The 19,232-nt window shown below is 65.6% G+C and carries 19 protein-coding genes and 1 tRNA gene; 7 read left to right on the top strand and 13 right to left on the bottom strand.

Translation table 11 applies throughout. The annotated features are described in order from the left end of the window. Positions 1-16 precede the first annotated feature (16 nt). The 3 genes from ffh to ACXJ16_RS08085 all read right to left on the bottom strand — a co-directional run bounded on the left by ffh (position 17) and on the right by ACXJ16_RS08085 (position 2,242). A complete protein-coding gene (gene ffh / locus ACXJ16_RS08075) occupies positions 17-1,471 on the bottom strand; it encodes a signal recognition particle protein (RefSeq protein WP_185997788.1) in 1,455 nt (484 codons plus the stop codon). Positions 1,472-1,634: 163 nt separating this feature from the next. Then, positions 1,635-1,710: transfer RNA gene (locus ACXJ16_RS08080), tRNA-Ala, on the bottom strand. Positions 1,711-1,921: 211 nt separating this feature from the next. Then, on the bottom strand, positions 1,922-2,242 hold the full coding sequence (locus ACXJ16_RS08085; RefSeq protein ID WP_054439779.1) for a TIGR02300 family protein: 321 nt from the start codon (positions 2,240-2,242) through the stop codon (positions 1,922-1,924). Positions 2,243-2,463: 221 nt separating this feature from the next. Here ACXJ16_RS08085 and aroA point away from each other — a divergent pair, with 221 nt between their 5' ends. From aroA to gloB, 5 genes are all read left to right on the top strand, one after another. After that, the gene (gene aroA / locus ACXJ16_RS08090) at positions 2,464-3,786 is read left to right on the top strand and encodes a 3-phosphoshikimate 1-carboxyvinyltransferase (protein WP_463921772.1); all 1,323 of its coding nucleotides are present in this window, start codon (positions 2,464-2,466) and stop codon (positions 3,784-3,786) included. A 60-nt stretch (positions 3,787-3,846) separates the two neighbouring features. After that, the gene (locus ACXJ16_RS08095; RefSeq protein WP_054439780.1) at positions 3,847-4,140 is read left to right on the top strand and encodes a CBU_0592 family membrane protein; all 294 of its coding nucleotides are present in this window, start codon (positions 3,847-3,849) and stop codon (positions 4,138-4,140) included. A 27-nt stretch (positions 4,141-4,167) separates the two neighbouring features. Continuing rightward, positions 4,168-4,797, top strand: coding sequence for a (d)CMP kinase (locus ACXJ16_RS08100; protein WP_185997789.1), 630 nt, complete (start codon positions 4,168-4,170; stop codon positions 4,795-4,797). Between the two features lie 213 nt (positions 4,798-5,010). Next, a complete protein-coding gene (gene rpsA, locus ACXJ16_RS08105) occupies positions 5,011-6,726 on the top strand; it encodes a 30S ribosomal protein S1 (protein WP_132469073.1) in 1,716 nt (571 codons plus the stop codon). A 288-nt stretch (positions 6,727-7,014) separates the two neighbouring features. Continuing rightward, positions 7,015-7,785, top strand: coding sequence for a hydroxyacylglutathione hydrolase (gene gloB, locus ACXJ16_RS08110; protein WP_324698689.1), 771 nt, complete (start codon positions 7,015-7,017; stop codon positions 7,783-7,785). A gap of 32 nt (positions 7,786-7,817) precedes the next feature. Here the strand turns inward: gloB and purT are convergent, their stop codons facing one another. The 10 genes from purT to ACXJ16_RS08160 all read right to left on the bottom strand — a co-directional run bounded on the left by purT (position 7,818) and on the right by ACXJ16_RS08160 (position 17,563). Then, entirely contained in the window at positions 7,818-8,984 is a 1,167-nt protein-coding gene (gene purT / locus ACXJ16_RS08115) for a formate-dependent phosphoribosylglycinamide formyltransferase (protein WP_324698688.1), read from the bottom strand. A gap of 63 nt (positions 8,985-9,047) precedes the next feature. After that, positions 9,048-10,427: a magnesium transporter gene (gene mgtE, locus ACXJ16_RS08120; RefSeq protein WP_243692632.1), complete on the bottom strand. Its 1,380-nt coding sequence runs from the start codon at positions 10,425-10,427 to the stop codon at positions 9,048-9,050. A 256-nt stretch (positions 10,428-10,683) separates the two neighbouring features. Further along, complete coding sequence (locus ACXJ16_RS08125) at positions 10,684-11,277, bottom strand: F0F1 ATP synthase subunit B (protein ID WP_082370470.1); 594 nt, start codon at positions 11,275-11,277, stop codon at positions 10,684-10,686. Further along, positions 11,270-11,764 carry a F0F1 ATP synthase subunit B family protein gene (locus ACXJ16_RS08130; protein ID WP_054439784.1) on the bottom strand — a complete coding sequence of 165 codons (495 nt, stop codon included), beginning with the start codon at positions 11,762-11,764 and terminating at the stop codon, positions 11,270-11,272. Before ACXJ16_RS08130 ends, ACXJ16_RS08125 begins: the two co-directional genes overlap by 8 nt. A gap of 102 nt (positions 11,765-11,866) precedes the next feature. Further along, complete coding sequence (locus ACXJ16_RS08135; RefSeq protein ID WP_054439786.1) at positions 11,867-12,091, bottom strand: F0F1 ATP synthase subunit C; 225 nt, start codon at positions 12,089-12,091, stop codon at positions 11,867-11,869. Positions 12,092-12,132: 41 nt separating this feature from the next. Then, the gene (locus ACXJ16_RS08140) at positions 12,133-12,918 is read right to left on the bottom strand and encodes a F0F1 ATP synthase subunit A (protein WP_054439788.1); all 786 of its coding nucleotides are present in this window, start codon (positions 12,916-12,918) and stop codon (positions 12,133-12,135) included. Between the two features lie 53 nt (positions 12,919-12,971). Beyond that, entirely contained in the window at positions 12,972-13,292 is a 321-nt protein-coding gene (locus ACXJ16_RS08145; RefSeq protein WP_054439790.1) for an AtpZ/AtpI family protein, read from the bottom strand. 385 nt (positions 13,293-13,677) lie between these two features. Then, a complete protein-coding gene (locus tag ACXJ16_RS08150; RefSeq protein WP_054439792.1) occupies positions 13,678-14,073 on the bottom strand; it encodes a YdbL family probable chaperone protein in 396 nt (131 codons plus the stop codon). Next, positions 14,073-14,360: a YnbE family lipoprotein gene (locus tag ACXJ16_RS08155; RefSeq protein WP_054439794.1), complete on the bottom strand. Its 288-nt coding sequence runs from the start codon at positions 14,358-14,360 to the stop codon at positions 14,073-14,075. The genes ACXJ16_RS08150 and ACXJ16_RS08155 overlap by 1 nt, the downstream gene beginning before the upstream one ends. Continuing rightward, positions 14,357-17,563, bottom strand: a complete 3,207-nt coding sequence (locus ACXJ16_RS08160; RefSeq protein WP_463920362.1) for an intermembrane phospholipid transport YdbH family protein — start codon at positions 17,561-17,563, stop codon at positions 14,357-14,359. Before ACXJ16_RS08160 ends, ACXJ16_RS08155 begins: the two co-directional genes overlap by 4 nt. A gap of 53 nt (positions 17,564-17,616) precedes the next feature. Here ACXJ16_RS08160 and radC point away from each other — a divergent pair, with 53 nt between their 5' ends. Beyond that, positions 17,617-18,387, top strand: a complete 771-nt coding sequence (radC, locus tag ACXJ16_RS08165; protein WP_463921773.1) for a RadC family protein — start codon at positions 17,617-17,619, stop codon at positions 18,385-18,387. 2 nt (positions 18,388-18,389) lie between these two features. Further along, positions 18,390-19,139: an NRDE family protein gene (locus ACXJ16_RS08170; protein ID WP_463920363.1), complete on the top strand. Its 750-nt coding sequence runs from the start codon at positions 18,390-18,392 to the stop codon at positions 19,137-19,139. Positions 19,140-19,232 lie beyond the last annotated feature (93 nt).

Here is a 19,232-nt window from a genome sequence, read left to right on the forward strand (position 1 = left end):
TTCAAATCTTCAAAAATTACTTTTTCAGAAACTTGCCGAGATCGGGACCGCCGGCGCCGAGGCCGGGAAGGCCCGCCGCGCCGGGACCGAGGCCCTGGCCGCCAAGGCCCGGCATGGCGGCATCGAGGCCGCCCTTGCCGAACATCGCGGCCAGCCCCTTGAGGCCGCCCATCTTCTTGATCTGCTTCATGGCCTTGGACATTTCCTGGTGCATCTTCAGGATCTTGTTCACATCCTGCACCTGGGTGCCCGAACCGTTGGCGACGCGGATCTTGCGCTTGGCATTGAGCAGCGCGGGGTTGGCGCGCTCCTTCTGCGTCATCGAACCGATGATCGCGTCCATGCGCAGCAACACGCGGTCGTCCATGCCCGAGGCCTGCATCGCCGCCTTGGCCTTCTTCATGCCCGGCATCATGCCTGCCAGCGCGCCGAGGCCGCCCATCTTCTGCATCTGGCCAAGCTGCATGCGCAGGTCGTTCATGTCGAACTTCCCCTGCTCCATGCGCTTCGCCAGCGCTTCGGCGTCCTCGATCTTGACCGCTTCGGCGGCCTTCTCGACGATGGAGACGATGTCGCCCATGCCGAGGATGCGGTTGGCGACGCGGCTCGGGTGGAAGACCTCGAGGGCCTCCATCTTCTCGCCGGTGCCCGCGAACTTGATCGGCTTGCCGGTGACGGCCCGCATCGACAGCGCCGCACCGCCGCGCGCGTCACCATCCATGCGGGTGAGCACGACGCCGGTAAGATCGACTTCGCCGGAGAACGACTGCGCGACGTTGACCGCGTCCTGACCCGTCAGCGAGTCGACCACGAGCAGCGTTTCACGGGGGTTCGAGATGGCGGCAACCGCCTTCATCTCGTCCATGAGCTGCGTGTCGACATGCAGGCGGCCCGCGGTATCGAGCATCAGCACGTCGACGGCCTGGAGCTTGGCGGACTGCATCGCACGGGTGGCGATCTCGGTCGGCTGCTGGCCGGCGATGATCGGCAGGGTGGCGACGCCAACCTGCTCGCCAAGGACGCGAAGCTGTTCCTGCGCGGCCGGACGGTTGACGTCCAGCGAGGCCATCAGAACCTTCTTGCCCTGCTTCTCGCGGAGGAGACGGGCGATCTTGGCGGTGCTGGTGGTCTTGCCCGAGCCCTGAAGGCCGACCATCATGATGACGACCGGGGGCGCGGCATTGAGATCGAGTTCAGCGGTCTCTTCGCCGCCGAGCATCTCGATCAGGGCATCGTTGACGATCTTGACGACCTGCTGGCCCGGCGTGACCGAGCGCAGCACCGACTGGCCAACGGCCTTTTCGGTAACCTGGTCGATGAAGCGGCGCACGACGGGGAGCGCGACATCGGCTTCGAGCAGCGCGATGCGCACTTCGCGCATGGCATCGCGAACGTCCTGCTCCTTGAGCGCGCCGCGACCGCGCAGCTTGTCGAAAACGCCACCGAGACGATCCGAAAGGCTGTCGAACATGCCTAACTCCACTGTTGGCCGGCCATCGGGCCAGCCAGAACGCCAAAAACGCCGGTGGGCGAAACCTCGCTGACCGGCGTGACGGGACGTTATGCGAAAAACGCCGGCGGACGAAACCTCGTCAGCCAGCGTGTCGCGTTCCCGCGAAACTGCAATGATGAAATGGTGGAGCCTAGCGGGATCGAACCGCTGACCTCCTGCATGCCATGCAGGCGCTCTCCCAGCTGAGCTAAGGCCCCAATCATTTCAGCGGACCAGCCCCGGGGGGTTCGGTCCGTTCCCTCGCATCGGCTTGCGCCTCCGCTTGGGAGGCCGCCCTCTAGATTGGGTTCGCCGGGCTGACAAGAGGAAATTTTCACCGACCTGTCATTTTTCGGATCGGACCCGATAAAGAGAAAGGGCGCGACAGCCGAAGCTGCGCGCCCTTTCCTGAACCGATGCGTTCGAGACTTACTCGTCCCGGTCGCCGTCGTCGTCGCCCGCGCCGATGCCGAGATCGTCATCGCCGCCGAGATCGACGTCGTTGTCCGGCGAATCGCCGTCGTCGTCGATGTCCAGATCGTCTTCGGCGAGATCCGAATCCTCGGTCTCGACGACTTCCTTCTTCTGGATTTCCTCATAGGGAATCGGCTGCTTCGACTTCAGAACCGGTTCCGGCTGCCAGGAATTACCGCACTCGATGCAGGTAACCGGGTCATCCTTGCCCAGGTCGTAGAAGCGGGTGCCGCATTTCGGGCAGCCGTGCTTGGCGCCCCATTCAGGCTTTGCCATGAAATGTCCTCAATAATGGCCCGTCCGAAAGGCGCAGGCGTGAATTCCGTGTCTTGATGGGAGGGCCGGCGCGCAAAATCAAGCATGCGGGATCAAGCGCGCGGGTCGCATCAGGGCGCGCGCCTTGCCATAGGCCGCACCCGCTGTCAAAAGCCCCGCGATTTTGCGCCCCTTCCAGCCTCGAAAGAAGCCTTGCCGTGAGCCACGACACCACCACCGCCATGCGCCCCCGCCGTTTCCTGCCCGCAGGACCGCTGAAAGGACGCATCCGCGTGCCGGGCGACAAGTCGATCAGCCACCGCTCGATCATGCTGGGCGCACTGGCCGTGGGCGAAACCCGCGTGACCGGCCTGCTCGAAGGCGAGGACGTGCTGGCGACCGCCGCAGCCATGCGCGCGATGGGCGCCAGCGTGGAGCGCATCGGCGAAGGCGAGTGGCGGGTGAACGGCGTGGGCGTCGGCGCCCTGCTCCAGCCTGAAGGTCCGCTCGACATGGGCAATTCCGGCACCTCCACCCGCCTGCTGATGGGCCTCGTGGCCAGCCACCCGATCCATGTCAGCTTCACCGGCGATGCCTCGCTCTCCAAGCGCCCGATGGGCCGCGTGATCGATCCGCTCTCGGAAATGGGCGCGAGCTTCGAGGCGAGCGAAGGCGGCCGCCTGCCGCTGATCGTGCGCGGCGCCTCGCCCGCCGTGCCGATCACCTACCGCCTGCCGGTCGCCTCCGCCCAGGTAAAGAGCGCCGTGCTGCTGGCCGGCCTCAACACGCCGGGAATCACCACCGTGATCGAGCCGGTCCCCACGCGCGACCACTCCGAACGCATGCTCAAGGGCTTCGGCGCCGACCTCACCGTGACCGTGGAGGCCGACGGCACCCGCATCATCACGCTCAAGGGCGAGGCCGAACTCAAGCCGCAGATCATCGACGTTCCGGGCGACCCTTCGTCCGCGGCGTTCTTCATCGTCGCCGCACTGGTCACGCCGGGCAGCGAGATCGTGATCGAGAACGTCGGCCTCAACCCCACCCGCGCCGGCCTTGTCGAAGTGCTGCGCCAGATGGGTGGCCAGATCGAATTCCTGGACGAGCGCGAAGTGGGCGGCGAACCGGTCGCGGACCTGCTGGTGAAGCACTCGGCCCTCAAGGGCATCGAAGTGGATCCCGCCGTCGCCCCCGCCATGATCGACGAGTTCCCGGTCCTCTTCGTCGCCGCCGCGCTGGCCGAGGGTGTTACCGTGACAAGCGGACTCGACGAACTGCGCGTGAAGGAATCGGACCGGCTCTCCGCCATGGCCGCCGCGCTCACGCTGGCCGGCGCCGGGATCGAGGAGCGCGAGGACGGCCTCGTCATCACCGGCACCGGCGGCGCGCCCCTGCCCGGCACGACGGGCGATGCCCGGGTCACGACGCATCTCGACCATCGCATCGCCATGTCCATGGCGATCGCGGGCCTCGGCAGCCGGGACGGCGTCGAAGTCGACGACACCCGCCCGATCGCCACCAGCTTCCCCAATTTCGAGGAACTTCTGGCAACGCTCGCCGGATAGGCGCATTTGGCTAAAGGAGGCGGCGCGATGCCGCCTTCCGCTATTCGGCCGGGAGCCTGCATGATCCTCGAACTGCCGGAAACGCTCAGCAACGTCCTCGGCTTCCTGGGAACGGCCTGCTGCATTCTCGCCTATGCCTACGTCACTTATGAGGACAGGCCGAACCGCTACCTCCAGCACGGGCTCAACCTTGCCGGCGCGGTGCTGCTGCTGATCTCGCTAATGGTGAACGTGAACCTGCCCTCGATCGCGATGGAATCGCTCTGGGCGGTGATCGCCGGATGCGGCCTCCTGAAGGCTCTGCTGTCACGCCGCAAGCGGTTGCGCCCGTCGGACGACACGACCTTGCACTGATCCCTGCCAGCGGCCATGAAGCCAGCCATGATCATCGCCGTAGACGGACCCACCGCCTCGGGCAAAGGCACTATCGCCAAGGCCCTTTCCCGCCACTTCGGGCTGCCTCACCTCGATACCGGGCTGCTTTATCGCGCGGTGGGGCGGCAGTGCTTCCTCGATGGCGGCAATCCTGACGACCCTGCTGCCGCGCTTGCCGCCTGCACATTCGCCGACGGGCTGCTCGAAGACCCCGAACTGCGCTCCGAAGCCACCGGCGGGCTGGCAAGCCGCGTCTCGGTGCACCCCGCCGTGCGCCAGGCCCTTTTCGAACGCCAGCGCAGCTTCGCCACGCAGGCCGGCGGCGCCGTGCTTGACGGCCGCGACATCGGCACCGTGATCGCGCCGGAAGCGGGGGTGAAACTCTTCGTCGTCGCATCCGTCGCCGCCCGCGCCCAGCGCCGCTTCCTGGAGATGCAGGCGCAGGGCCGCACGGTCTCCCTTGAAGAGATCGAGGCCGATCTCGCCGCCCGCGACGAACGCGACCGCAACCGCAAGGACGCCCCGCTTGTCGCCGCCGACGACGCCGTCGTTCTCGACACCTCGGAACTGGGCCGTGACGAGGCGATCGCCGCTGCCGTGGCCATCGCCGGGAAGGCCGCTGCGGTCCTTCCCTGAACGGCCCCATTCTCCTTGCATTTCGGCGGCCAACGGCGTAGTGGCCGCCGGTCTGGAGAGCCATGCGGCTCGAAGGACGCCACGGCCGGCATCCGGCCACCGTGGCAGTTCGGCCCTTTTGGCCCGTTTCGCCTGCATGGTGCGGCAAAGCGGAGGAAAGACCGGCGGAAACAACCGCCTGGCCGGGAAAATGTTGAACAGGAAAGACCTTTAATGGCTACTTCTGCCAATCCCACTCGCGATGATTTCGCGAAGATGCTTGACGATCAGCTCGGCGGCGTCGCCGATGACGGCTTCGAAGGCCGCGTCGTCAAGGGTACCGTCACCGCCATCGAAAACGACAAGGCCGTCATCGACGTGGGCCTGAAGAGCGAGGGCCGCGTTGCCCTGCGCGAATTCGCCCGCGGTGAAGACGACCACGGCCTCAAGGTCGGTGACGAAGTCGAAGTTTACGTCGACCGCGTCGAAAACGCCGACGGTGAAGCGATGCTGTCGCGCGACCGCGCACGCCGCGAAGCCGCCTGGGACAAGCTCGAAAACGAATTCGGTGAAGGCAAGCGCGTCGAAGGCGTGATCTTCGGCCGCGTCAAGGGCGGCTTCACCGTCGACCTCGACGGCGCCGTTGCCTTCCTTCCCGGCTCGCAGGTCGACATCCGCCCCGTGCGCGACGTCACCCCGCTCATGGACGTGCCGCAGCCCTTCCAGATCCTCAAGATGGACCGTCGCCGTGGCAACATCGTCGTGTCGCGCCGCGCCGTCCTCGAAGAAACGCGCGCCGAACAGCGCAGCGAGCTGATCGACAAGCTGAGCGAAGGCCAGGTCATCGAAGGCGTCGTCAAGAACATCACCGACTACGGTGCGTTCGTTGACCTCGGCGGCATCGACGGCCTGCTCCATGTCACCGACATGAGCTACAAGCGCGTCAACCACCCGAGCGAAGTGATCGCCATCGGCGACACCGTGAAGGTCCAGATCATCCGCATCAACCAGGACACCCAGCGCATCAGCCTCGGCATGAAGCAGCTGGAAAGCGATCCGTGGGAAGGCGCAGCCGTCAAGTACCCGGTCGGCGCCAAGCTGTCGGGCACTGTCACGAACATCACCGAATACGGTGCCTTCGTGGAACTGGAAGCCGGCATCGAGGGCCTCGTCCACGTTTCGGAAATGTCCTGGACCAAGAAGAACGTCCACCCCGGCAAGATCGTCTCGACCTCGCAGGAAGTCGAAGTGGTCGTTCTCGAAGTCGATTCGGACAAGCGCCGCATCTCGCTCGGCCTCAAGCAGGCTCAGCAGAACCCCTGGGAAGCCTTCGCCGAGAAGCACCCCGTCGGTTCGCAGGTTGAAGGCGAAGTCAAGAACGCCACTGAATTCGGCCTGTTCATCGGTCTCGACGGCGACGTCGACGGCATGGTTCACATGTCGGACATCGCCTGGGGCATCTCGGGCGAAGACGCGCTGGCTCTGCACCGCAAGGGCGAGCAGGTTTCGGCCGTGGTTCTCGACGTCGACGTCGAGAAGGAACGCATCAGCCTCGGCATGAAGCAGCTTGAGCGCGGTGCTCCGGCAGCTGGCGGCGTTGCCGCAGCCGGCGGCGAAGGCGGCCTGCGTCGTGGCCAGGTCACCACCGTGACCGTCCTCGAAGTTCGCGACGGCGGTCTGGAAGTCCAGGCTGGCGACGATGGCGCCACCGGCTTCATCAAGCGTTCGGACCTCGGCCGCGACCGCGACGAGCAGCGCCCCGACCGCTTCCAGGTCGGCCAGAAGCTCGACGCCATGGTCACCGGTTTCGACCGTTCCAAGAAGCCCAACTTCTCGGTCAAGGCCCGCCAGCTGGCCGAAGAGAAGGAAGCCGTGGAACAGTACGGTTCGTCGGACTCGGGCGCTTCGCTCGGCGACATCCTCGGCGAAGCCCTCAAGAACCGTTCGTAAGAACGTTCCGGGTTTCACCGCGAGGTGAATCAGTAAAGGCCCGTCCGGAGAAATCCGGGTGGGCTTTTGCTTTTGCGGGAACGTGATAGGCTCCGCGCATGGCGATACGAGACCTGCTGAAAACAGTCCTCGAACGTTGGGGCGTACCGATCGCCTAGGCCTTTCTGTTGGCGGCCACCTCGATCCTGGATTTCGCCGGCTCAGCCGGCACATGCGATACTTCGCAATGCGAAGGCGGCTTCCCGATCGCCGATTGAGCTCCTAAATCTCTCCCTGAGGAGAGACCCCATGCTCGAAGTCCACCAGTTTCCCTGTCTCAGCGACAATTACGGCTACCTGCTGCACGATCCGGCGAGCGGCGAAACCGCTTGCATCGATACCCCGGATGCCGACGAATATCTGCGCGAGGCCGCACACAGGGGCTGGCAGATCACCCAGATCTGGAACACCCACTGGCACCCCGATCACGCTGGCGGGAATGCGGCCATCAAGGCCGTCACCAACTGCACGATCACCGCGCCGCAGGGCGATGCCGCAAGGATCGACGGCGTGGACCGCACGGTGATGCAAGGCGACGTGGTTTCGCTGGGTGACTGGAAAGCCCAGGTTATCGACGTGGGCGGCCATACGCTGGGCCACTGCGCCTACTACATTCCCGGCGCTCAAATGGCTTTCGTCGGCGATTCGGTCTTTGCGCTGGGCTGCGGGCGCATGTTCGAAGGCGATCCGGCCCAGTTCTGGGCGAGCCTCCAGCGGATCAAGGCGCTTCCTGCGGGCACGATGCTCTACTGCGCGCACGAATATACCGCATCGAACGCCAGGTTCGCGCTTCACGCCGACCCCGACAATGCCGAGCTGGCAGCCTATGCCGACGATATCGTCCGCGCCCGGGCGGCCGGGCTGCCCACTGTTCCGGCCAAGCTGGGCCGCGAACTGCTCACCAACCCGTTCCTGCGCGCGGACGATCCGGCGCTGCAGGCGCGCTGGGCGCCGGAAGGGTCACATGGAGACGCGGTGGCTACATTCGCGGCCCTGCGGGAAGCCAAGAACAGCTTCTGAGGCGGCAGGGGAGCGGCTCCCCTGCCCTCCCCTTATTCGTAAACGATGCGCACTTTCGCGGCGGCTTCCGCCGCGATCCGGCGTGCGCTGTCTGTATCTCCGGCGAGCGCCAGCGTCGCGCCCATCCGGCGATAGGGCCGCGTCGTGGGCTTGGCGAAAAGGCGCAGGTCCACTTGGCCGCCCGGCGTCGCCAGCGCATCTGCCTGGCCTTCGTAAGCGAAGGAATCGGACACCCGGTCAGCCAGGATCACCGCCGAGGCGCTGGGCCCATGCAGGGTGATTTCCGGGATCGGCAGGCCGAGAATCGCGCGCGCGTGGAGGTCGAACTCGGAAAGGTTCTGCGAGATGAGCGTGACCATCCCGGTATCGTGCGGGCGCGGCGAGAGCTCGGAGAAGATCACATCCTCGCCCTTCACGAAGAACTCCACGCCGAAAATGCCGTAACCGCCAAGATCGTCCACGACCTTGCGCGCCATGTCCTGCGCATCGGCGATGGCGGAGGGCGCCATCGGCGTCGGCTGCCAGGATTCCTGGTAATCGCCGCGCTCCTGTCGGTGGCCGATCGGCGGGCAGAACGACACGCCCTCGCGGCTGCGCACGGTCAGGAGGGTGATCTCGTAATCGAAATCGACGAACTCCTCCACGATCACGCGCGCACGGTCACCGCGCATGTTGGACACGGCGTAGTCCCACGCCTTCTCCAGATCGGCGGCATCGCGCACCGTGCTCTGGCCCTTGCCCGATGACGACATGACCGGCTTGATGACGCAAGGCAGCCCCGTGTGCGCGGCGCCGGCCATGACCTCATCCAGGTTCTCGGCATAGCGATAGCGCGAAGTCCGCAGGCCGAGTTCCGTCGCCGCCACTTCGCGGATACGGTCGCGGTTCATCGTCATCTGGGTCGCGCGCGCGGACGGCACGACGCAGAAACCCTCGGCCTCCACTTCCGCCAGCACCTCGGTGCGGATCGCCTCAACCTCGGGGACGATGAAATCGGGCCGGTGCTTCTCGATGGCGGCACGCAGGCGCTCGCCATCGAGCATGGAGAACACCTCGAACTGGTCCGCCACCTGCATGGCAGGCGCGCCCTCATAAGCGTCGCAGGCCACAACCTGACAGCCGAGCCGCTTGGCCGAGATCACGAATTCGCGGCCCAGTTCGCCCGAGCCGAGCAACAGGATCTTCGCGGTGAATGCCATGGGGCCGTCCTTTCGTCTGGTATCCGGCGACAAGGGATGGGTCGCCAATTCGATCATCCGGGCCTAGAGCAGCGTACCGGATAGAATGGCAAGCGCGATGGTGAAATAGATCACCAGCCCCGTGACATCCACGAGCGTCGCGACGAACGGGGCCGATGCACTGGCCGGATCGAAGCCCAGCTTCTGGAGCAGGAACGGCAGCATCGAGCCCGCCAGCGAACCGAACGTCACGATCCCTACAAGACCGGCCGAAACAGTGGTCGCGATCAGGATCCAGTGGCTGCCGTAATCATAGAAGCCCAGCGCCTGCCACGCGGCGATGCGCACGAAGCCCACCGTACCGAGGATGGCGCCCAGCACCATGCCCGCCGGCAGTTCGCGCAGCGCCACGCGCCACCAGTCGCGCAGGCGCACCTGGCCGACCGCAAGCGCCCGGATGATGAGCGAGGTCGCCTGGCTGCCGCTGTTGCCGCCCGAACTCATGATCAGCGGGATGAACAGCGTCAGCACCACTGCACGGGCCAGTTCGTTCTCGAAATGCTGCATGGCGCTGGCGGTGAGCATTTCCGAAACGAACAGCACGCTGAGCCAGCCCGCGCGTTTGCGGATCATCTCGAAGAAGCCGGTTTCGAGATAGGGGCGGTCGAACGCCTCCAGTCCGCCGAACTTCTGGACGTCCTCGGTATGCTCGGCCACCAGCGCGTCAAGCACGTCATCCACGGTGACGATCCCGAGGGGCCGCCCCTCGTCGTCCACCACCGGCAGCGCAAGAAGATCGTGCCGCCGGATGAGGTGAGCCACCTCCTCGCGGTCGGTGCCGGGCGTCACCGTTACCGGCTCCCGGTCCCGGGCAAGGTCGATCGCCGGCGAATCGGGCTGTGCGGCGATCAGGCGGCGCAGCGAGATCGTGGCATCGAGGCGGCCCCGCTCGTCGAGAAGGAACACCGAATAGACCGTCTCGCGGCTGCGCTCCACCGTACGGATGAGATCGAGAACTTCAGCCACGCTGGCCGAAATCCGTGCGGCGACGAACTCCGTCGTCATCATGCCGCCGGCGCTGTCTTCCGGCCATGCCAGCAGGCTGCGCAGCGAAGTGCGCACTTCGGGAGCAAGGGCGCCGAGGAGCTGGCCAGCCACGGCTTCGTCCATTTCGGCAAGCACGTCGGCAGCCCGGTCTTCCGCCATCTGCGCAAGAAGCTGGACGGCGCGCGGCTGCGGCAGCAAGGCCAGGACATCGGGAGCCGCCGAGAATTCGGGCCGGTCAAGCACAGCCACGGCGCGCACGTCGGCCATGCGGCCGAGCTTGGCGGCAGCGGCCTGCGGCGCCAGCGCCTGAAGCATCTCGACGATATCTGCAATATAGAGCCCGCTCTTGGCGGGACGGGCACCGGCGGTCACGCCGGCGAAGAGGTCGTTCACCATCATCACACCTTTCGTCCGCACGACCCGGGCGGACGACGGCCAGCGAGAACTAGCGGACGACCTCCGGGCGTGCGGTCCTACTGGAACTGTCGCTTGACATGTCCTCGCTTCCTGAAACACCGCAGCAACATGGGCTGCGCGGGCGTCGCTCTGATCCCAAACGCAGCGCCCGTCAACTCCCGATCACGCTCCCGCCGGACATGACCGGACGCGGGACACAAAAAAGCCCCCGTGCAGCGCACGGAGGCCTTTTGCTTCGCAGCCGATCCGGAAAAGATCAGATTCCGGCGATTGCCTGATCGACCAGCGCCTTGTCGGCATCCGCCGAATGGTTGGTCTTGATAAGGCCCCGCGCTGCCGCGGCAGCGGCGGCAGCGGCTTGCTGGCGCAGTTCGGTGACGGCGGCACGTTCGACGGCGCCGATCTTGTCCTGGGCCATCTTCTCGCGGCGGGCGATGACATCGGTCGTATCGGCCTGAGCCTTGGCGACGATGGTTTCCGCTTCGTGACGGGCATGGTCGAGCATGGCCGCGGCGTCCTTTTCGGCGCTCGCGATCTTGTCGGCATATTCCTTGCGCAGCGCTTCCGCTTCGGCGCGCAGAGTCGTGGCTTCGGCAAGCTGCGCCTTGATCTCGGCAATCTTGCTGTCGAGACCGCCGGAGATCATCTTCGGCAGCCCCTTCCAGAGCATGATCGCGATGAGCACCAGCATCGAGGCGCTGACGACCGCAACCGGCGGGGCGACGCCCAGCAGCAGCGGTTCGGCATGATGCTCCACGCCGGCCTGGGTTCCTGCCATCTCGGCGCCTTCGTGGGACGTACCCTCGGCGACGACGGTGTCCGTGGTGGACAGCTCAGTGTTCTCAGCCATGGACCAGGTTCTCCTTAACGGCGGAACGAACCGCACCGTCGTCAAGAGTCAGGCCGGCAATGCGGCTGACGATCTCGCGCGCGGCGTCGGCGGCGACGTCCTCGATCTCGGCGGCGGCCGAACGGCGTGCCTGCGAGATACGGGTTTCGGCTTCGGCGAGCGTGGCGTCGATTGCCACCTGCGCGGTCGCGAGGCGCTCGGTCGTGACGGCAGCGGCCTTGGCGCGGGCTTCCGCGATAAGGGCCTGCGCCTCGGCGCGGTTAGCGTTCTCACGCGTGCGCCAGGCTTCCTCTTCCGCATCGGCCGATGCGCGGAAGCGCTCGGCGGCGGCGAGGTCGTCGGCAATCTGCTTGTCGCGCTGCGCGACCGTATCCATGACCTTGGGAACCATTCCCCGTCCAACGACGAAGAACGTGAAGCCGAAGAAGATCAGCATCCAGAAGATCTGGCTGGAATAAGTCGCGGCTAGCTGTGCGATCTGAGGCATGGGTCCGCCCTGTCTCGAAGTGGCCGATAGAATTCTTGCATCCGGTGATCCGGCCGCCTCACCAAAGGGTTCGGGCAGCCGGACCGGATCAGTGGCGCGCGATCAGGCGAAGATCAGCAGCGCGGCAACGACGAACGACAGCAGACCGAGAAGTTCGGCACCGGCGAAGCCGATGAAGAGACGGCCCTGCTGGGCATCAGCGGCGCCCGGATTGCGCAGCGCGCCTTCGAGGAACTTCGCGAAAACGCTACCCACGCCGATCGAGGCGAGGCCGCAACCGATTGCGGCGAAACCAGCACCAAGCAGCTTTGCAGCTTCTGCGTCCATTTCAAAAACTCCCTTTGGAAAACTCGAGTGAGACTGAAAAATCAGTGAAGATTCTCGGCGTCGTTGAGATAGACGCAAGTGAGAAGAGCGAAAACATAGGCCTGGATACCGGCAACCAGCAGCTCGAGAGCGCAGATGCCGACCATCAGGATGAAGCTGGGCAGCCCGGCGATGGCGAAGAGGCCGATACCGGCATTGCCCGAGCTGATGACGAAGCTCGAAAGAACCTCAAGAAGGACGTGGCCGGCCATCATTGCGACGAAAAGACGCAGGCCGAGGCTGAACGGGCGCACCAGGAAGGAGATCAGTTCCACGCAGAAGATCAGCGGGATCATGATCACCGGAGTGCCGTGCGGCACGAACAGCGAGAAGAAGTGCAGCTTGTGCTTCGCGAAACCGACGATGATGACGATCGCGAAGGAAAGCACCGCAAGAACGCCCGTGGCCGAGAAGTGGCTGGTGAACGTGAAGGCATGGAGACCGATCACGCCCAGCGGCAGCAGGCCGAGGAAGTTCGCGAAGAGAATGAACATGAACAGCGAGAAGATGTACGGAACGTACTTCTTGCCGCCGGGGCCGACGTTCGCAGCCAGCATGCCGTCGATGAAGCCGGTGAAGGTTTCCACCGCCATCTGCCAACGACCGGGCACGAGCTGGCGCTTCATGCCGCCCGCAACGAAGAACGCCAGCGTGACGGCGGCAATCGCCATCCACAGCGTGCTGTTGGTGAAGGCGATGTTGTAACCGGCGATGCTCCAGCCTTCCGAGCCGAACAACGGCTGGATGCTGAACTGGTGCATCGGATCGACCTTCGCTTCGGCTGCCACGCGAATATCCCTGTCGCCAATGAACGACAGCGCCCTAATCCACCCCCCTTGGGTCAATCCGGGCGCCGGTTCGAATTCCTGATAATATTCCTGAAGGCAACGAATATTCCGAGGAACATCATTACCATCAGACCCCAGGGCGATGTTCCGGCAAAGTGATCAATCACCCAGCCAAGAAACAGACCACCGGCAACCCCACCGAGCAAGTCGGCCAGGACGCGGTTTCCGGCACGATAGGCATCGTCCGTTTCCGCGCCCGCGACCGGCTTCTGACGCTTCGCCTCCCGCTCACGAAGGGCTTTCAGCCGATCGTCCAGCGAATCGAGGCGCGCATCCTCGCCGACAGGTTCCCGTGCGGACGGCTCGTCGTTCATGTCAGGCTCCTCCTCTCAAACGAATAGGAACGTAATGACGCGTTCAACGGCTGCCCGCCGAGGGCGCCGCCCCCTTAGGGTGGGGCTATTCTTGAGTCAACCATGGCACGAGGCGCGCGGCAACAGTTGTTCACACGCGACGGCGTGTGTCCAAGTGTCGATCAGGCTGCGGAAGTGGTGCCTTGCGGACAATACCGCAAGGACGATGCCGAAGAAAATCCTCAAGAACGCGCCGAACGTCCGCCGGGATATTCAGCTCGGGAGGAAGCCCGGCCGCTCGCCTTCGCGAACGCGGCGCTCTTCGACATACGAAAAAGGGCGACCGGAAAACCGGCCGCCCTTTCAATGTTCATTAGACGCTGTCGATATCAGCGCCAGCCCGATATCAGGGGCAGCGTGCATCGCGCTCCGGCGCTCCGGCACCGCGAACCTTCCATGAACCATCGGGGGCCTGATACTTTTCGCCCGGCTGGGTCTGCGAGATCAGGCGGCATGCCGTGGCAAAGGCATATTCCTCGATCGTGCTCTTGCCCGCGGCCTTTTCGGTGTAGATCGCGCGCCGCTTGTTGTTGAGGTCACGAACCATGGCGCGAATATCGGCGGAAGGCGCTCCGATCACGCCGAGATAACCGTCCTTCTGTTCGCCCACCTGCCCTGCGGCACGGGCTGCGGCATAGGCCGGGTCGCGCCCTTCCTGCGCCAGCGCGCCGCTACCGGCACCAAGTGCCAGCGCAATCGCACCCAGATAGGCGACGGGACTGCTGAAACGGATCTTGCTCATCAGAATACGCCTTCGTTTTCCTTGATCGTGTTCTCCGCGTCCTGGGAGAGACGATAGATAACTTCCTGCCTGATGTTGATGTTGAGTTCGATCACTATCGGCTTGTCGGGCGCGCTCACATTCACGCATCCGCCCAGCATCGATCCCAGACCCATCACCACCATCAGGGCGCGAACGGCGCGCCTGCCGGACCGAAAGGGAACCTGCTGCGGGTTGTGGAGTGCCTGGCTCATCATCGCCGGACTTGTCGCAGCCGGAGTGCTTCCGGTCAATTCCAGGGCCTTCATGGATTATTCTCGCTGACTGGAGGCTGAATGGTGGCTGGGGCGGGACGAGTTGAACCGGGATCGCCCGTCGGGACCTGCCCCGGCACCGTGCTGAATATGCCGACCGCACGCGGATCGGTGACGTAAGTGGGATCGTAAAGCGAACGCATCGAGCCGAAGAGCTTGAAGAACGGCGCCTTGATCTTGACGACGAAGCGGATCGGCAGCTTCGCGATCTGCTTGGTGATGAAGTTTCGCTGCGCACTGGTTCCCTGGCTGAGCCCGTCGAAACTGATGCGCGTGAGAAGTTCGCCCGAGATCGAGCCGCCCAGCCCGATCTCCATGTGCCTGTAGTCCACCGACTTGAGCGCACCGAAGGCGAAATTGCCCATCGCCGAAAGGTCCTTGTAGGTCAGCGCGCCCAGATAACTGACATTGCCGCCCGGATCGCGCGAGGCGAGGTAGCCATCGACGATGCGCCCGCCCTGCTCATCGAACACCAGCGGCACTTCGCCATCGAAGACGCCGGTGGCATTGATGTTGGTGAGTTCGAGGTGCTGAACAAAGGTCGCCGCGTCGAGCCCGCTGACGTTGAGCTTGTAGTGCCGTGTTTCCGAGGCGCCGATGCGCATCGTCGCCGGGTCCAGCGTCAGCGTGCCTGACATGAACGGCCAGCGTGCTCCGTTCAGGCGCAGCAGGTAGCCGGGCTCCATCTGGAACGACAGCTCCCCATCGGTCACTTCCACGCCGGGATTGATCGAGGCGATCTTCAGCTTCTGGTCCGGCGCAGTGACGAAGCCGAGCAGGTCCGTGAACGCGATATCCCCGCTCAATCCCTTCACCGGACCGAACGCCGCCGCAAAATCGAGGCCGTCGGTGGCGAAGCGCCCGTGGCTGGTCACGCCCTGCCCGTTCCAGTCGATCCGTCCGGTGCCGTGGACGCTGCCTTCCAGGTTCGAGACGATGCCCAGCAGCAAAGGCGAGAGCGTTTCGGCCTGGACCTGCTTGTCGAACGTGATCCCGGAGACCGCGAGGTCGGCATGGCCGCTCGCCTTGCCGAGATCGTGGACCACGTCGGCGCGGACCATTTCACGGTCGCTGGTGGGCTCCCGCAGCACGGCCTGGGCGGTAATGACGTTGTTTTCCAGCCTCAGCGTTCCGTCGCGGGCGACGAGAGGCTGGAAACGCGGCGCCTGCTGGCGATCGACCAGGGTGAAGCGGGCCTTGTCGATGGCGAGCACGCCCCCCGAATAGCGCCAGTTGCCCGCGGTCTGCTTGAGGTCGAGCGGGACGGCGGCGAGCGAAATGTCCGCTTCATCGAACGCCCCGCCGATATCCTTGCCCACTTGCGCATCCAACGTGGCGAGCCGGAACCGCGATGGCGCCTCCCGCGGACCGAGGCTGACATCGACCGCCTTCGCGGTCAGCGCGCCGGGCCTGCCGGCGAACTGCGCGTAGCCGAGCGGGCCGCTGGCGACGCGAATCGGGGTTTCGCCAAGGTGCCCGGACACGTCGAGCGCCGGAACGCCTGCGGCGATGTCGAACCCGCCTGCATGGCTGCGCAGGATCGAACCGCCGCGCGCCGGGCAGACTTGCAGGCTGCGCCTGTCGAGCGTGAGATTTGCAAAAGCGAGCCGCCCGAAGCCGATCGTCGTGCATCGCGGCCAGACCGCAAGCGTGCCGTCCGCGCCCCAGCGGCCGTCGATCGGCAGGACCAGATCCTGCGCCGCGCCGCCGGGCAAGGCACCGGAAAGGCGCGTTTCGCCGGTGAAGCTCATGGTGCCGTCAGGCGTCTGGCTCAGCGCGAAATGCGGCAGGGCCACGCGGGAATCGCCGGCGCGGTATTCCGGCATCTCGACCTGCAGCGCGAGATGGCCGCGTGCATCGCTTTCCATCCGCCCGGAAACTTGCGGCAATCCCTGCCCGCCGCTTGCGAAATTGCCGGTGACCACGGGGCGGCGGTCGTTCGCCCCGAATTTCGCCTGCAGGCGGGACAACGCCAGCAACGAGGCACCGCTGGCCCCGCGCCAATGGCCGCGCGGCACCACCAGGCTGAACCCGTCCTCGCCGCGCCTCAGGATGAGATTCGCGTCAAGCGTGCTGCCCCGCGTCTCGCGGGCCAGCGCAAAGCGGACCTGCGTGGCGACCGGCGCGGCGAGCGTGCCCTCCCCGGCGCGCGCCGCCTCGACCAGCATGGCATCAACCGATTCGCCGATGGAGACGCCCTTGCCCGTCACGTCTCCGTCGAGATCGAATCGCGCAAGACCGTTTGCGGAGCGCAGGCTTCCATCGAACGCCAGTTCCCCCAGCCGCGCCTGCGGCGTAGCGAGGCCTTTCGCCTCCACGCGGAACTGAGCGGTGAGCGCCTGCCTGCGATAGGTGAAACGTCCCGAGCCGGTCAGGCCCTCCAGCCGGTTGGCCGCGAAGCCTGTCTCGCCGGCATCTAGACCGATCCTGCCCTCGCCTCCGTCGAGCAACCGGTCGAGCGTCACGTCGAGCTGCGCGCCGCTCTTTGCCACCCGAAGCGACTGCTTCGGGCAGGCCAGACCGTCCAGCCGCAGCGGGCCAGTGAAGCGGGGCTTGCCGCCGGAGATGCGGACCCTGCCATAGAGCGTGGTCCGCCCCGCCTCGCAGCCTTGCGCGGCAAGATGCGGAGAAAGGGCCGCGAGTTCACCGTCGAACCCGCCGCGCAGCCCGCCTTTTCCGGCAAGCCTGGCGGCGATGCGGCCATAGTCGCTCTCGATCAGGGCGCGCCCGTCCTCCACCGCCACGTCGAGGTCGGGCAAGGCGTAGTCCTTGCTCGGCTCACCCGCGTTCAGCACTTTGTCGAGCGAGCCCAGGCTGAACCTGCCGCCGTGAAGGGTGCCGAAAAGGCGCGGCCGAACCACGGTGATTCGCCCGATGCCCGGCCAACCCCAGTTCAGCCGCGTGGCGACGCGGATTTCCTCGACAGTGAGGTCCGGCCGGCGGGGATCGCCGATCACGAGATTGCGCACGACCTGTTCAGAAGGACCGATGTTGACGATCTCGTAAGTGGCAGGAAGCCCCAGCTTGGCAAGCTCGCCGGAGATCAGGTTTTCGGCGATATCCTCGCGCCAGAACCATGTGCCGGCCAGCCCGAGCGCGGCGCCCGTCAGCAGGACGAGTGCAAACGCCCTCCGGCGCTTGCGGCGCGGCGGGGGCGTTTCCGCCGGAGCGGTGGCTGGGTCATGCTCCTGAGGCATCCGGTCCTTCACTTGCGCTTGGCGTCCGGGAAAGGCAATTGTCTGTGCACGTTATGCCCGATCACGACAGTCTCTTCGATGAACCCGCCGAAAACTCCGGCCCGGATGCCGGTGGGGTTTCGGGCGCCCGGGATGAGCGCGCCGCGCAGACGGGGAACGATCCCAGCGGCCACCGGGCCCGGTTGCGCAAGCGGCTGGTCGAAGGTGGGGCGGAAGCTCTGGGGGATCACGAGGTCATAGAACTCCTGCTGATGCAGGCCGTTCCCCGGCGCGACATGAAACCCCTCGCCCGCAACCTGATCCATCGCTTCGGCTCGCTGGCGGGCGTGCTGCAGGCGGATCCGCGCGCGCTGGCCGGCCACCCCGGCATGGGCGAGGCGGCCGTGGCCGCGCTGCGGGTGGTCACTGTCGCGGCGACCCGCCTCGCCCGCCAGAAAGTGCGCGAAACACCGGTGATCGGCTCGTGGCAGGCTTTGATAGACTATCTGACGATCGACATGGCGCACCTCACGCGTGAGCGTGTGCGCGTGCTCTATCTCAATTCGAAGAACATGCTGATCCTCGACGACCTCGTGGGAGACGGTTCGATCGACGAAGCTGCCATCCATCCGCGAGAGGTGATTCGCCGTGCGCTGGACATCGGGGCAACGGCGCTGATTCTCGTTCACAACCACCCTTCCGGCTCGCCCCAGCCCAGCCGCGCCGACATCGAGGTCACCAACCGCATCGCCGAGGCCGGACGACTGCTCGGCATCTCGGTGCACGACCATGTCATCATCGGCCGGGAAGGCCATACGAGCCTCAGGGCCAAGGGACTGATCTGACGATGTGCGTTGCCGCCGTGGCATGGCAGGCCCACCCGGAATGGCCGCTCGTGGTTGCCGGCAACCGGGACGAGTTCCACACCCGCCCCACCGCCCCGCTCGCGCGCTGGGGTGATGGAAGCGGCATCATCGCCGGACGGGACCTGCTGGGCGGGGGCACCTGGCTGGGCCTCACCGAAGGCGAAACGGCAAGGACGAACCGATTCGTCCTCGTGACCAATTACCGGGTGCCGGAAGGCTCCGTGCCCGGCAGGCCTTCACGCGGAAAGCTTGTCACCGATCTGCTCGAAGGCCGCCGGTCCGAACCGGTCGAATCGATGAACCCCTTCAACCTCGTCGAAGTGGCCGCGGGCGAGGCGCGTTTCCTGACCAACCACCCCGCCCCCGAATCACGCCCGCTCCTGCCGGGCATCCATGGCCTTTCGAACGGCGGGTTCGACGTGCCCTGGCCCAAGACGCTCCAGGTCGAGCAGTCGATTGCCACCTGGCTGGCCCAAGGCGATGCTAACCCTGCAGACCTGCTCGCCGCACTGCGCGCCGAAACCCCGGACCCACGGCTCGCCATTTCCGAAGACGGCCCGGAGCCGCGCTTCGCCCCGGTCTTCATTCGCGATCCCCTCTACGGCACGCGGTGCAGCACGGTGCTGGCCGTACAGCGCGGCGGCAAGGGCATGATCGTGGAACGCAGCTTCGCCCCGGACGGAACCACCTTCGGCGAAGTGTGCATGGAATTCCAGTGGCCCACCGCCTGACCGCGCCGCCATGGACTTGCGATCTCGCAGGACTTAGGTCGCTGGCATGTATTTCCGCAAACGGATGAATGGTGGACCTGCTCTTTCCCGAAG

The sequence above is a fragment of the Novosphingobium sp. TK71 genome (assembly GCF_055361505.1).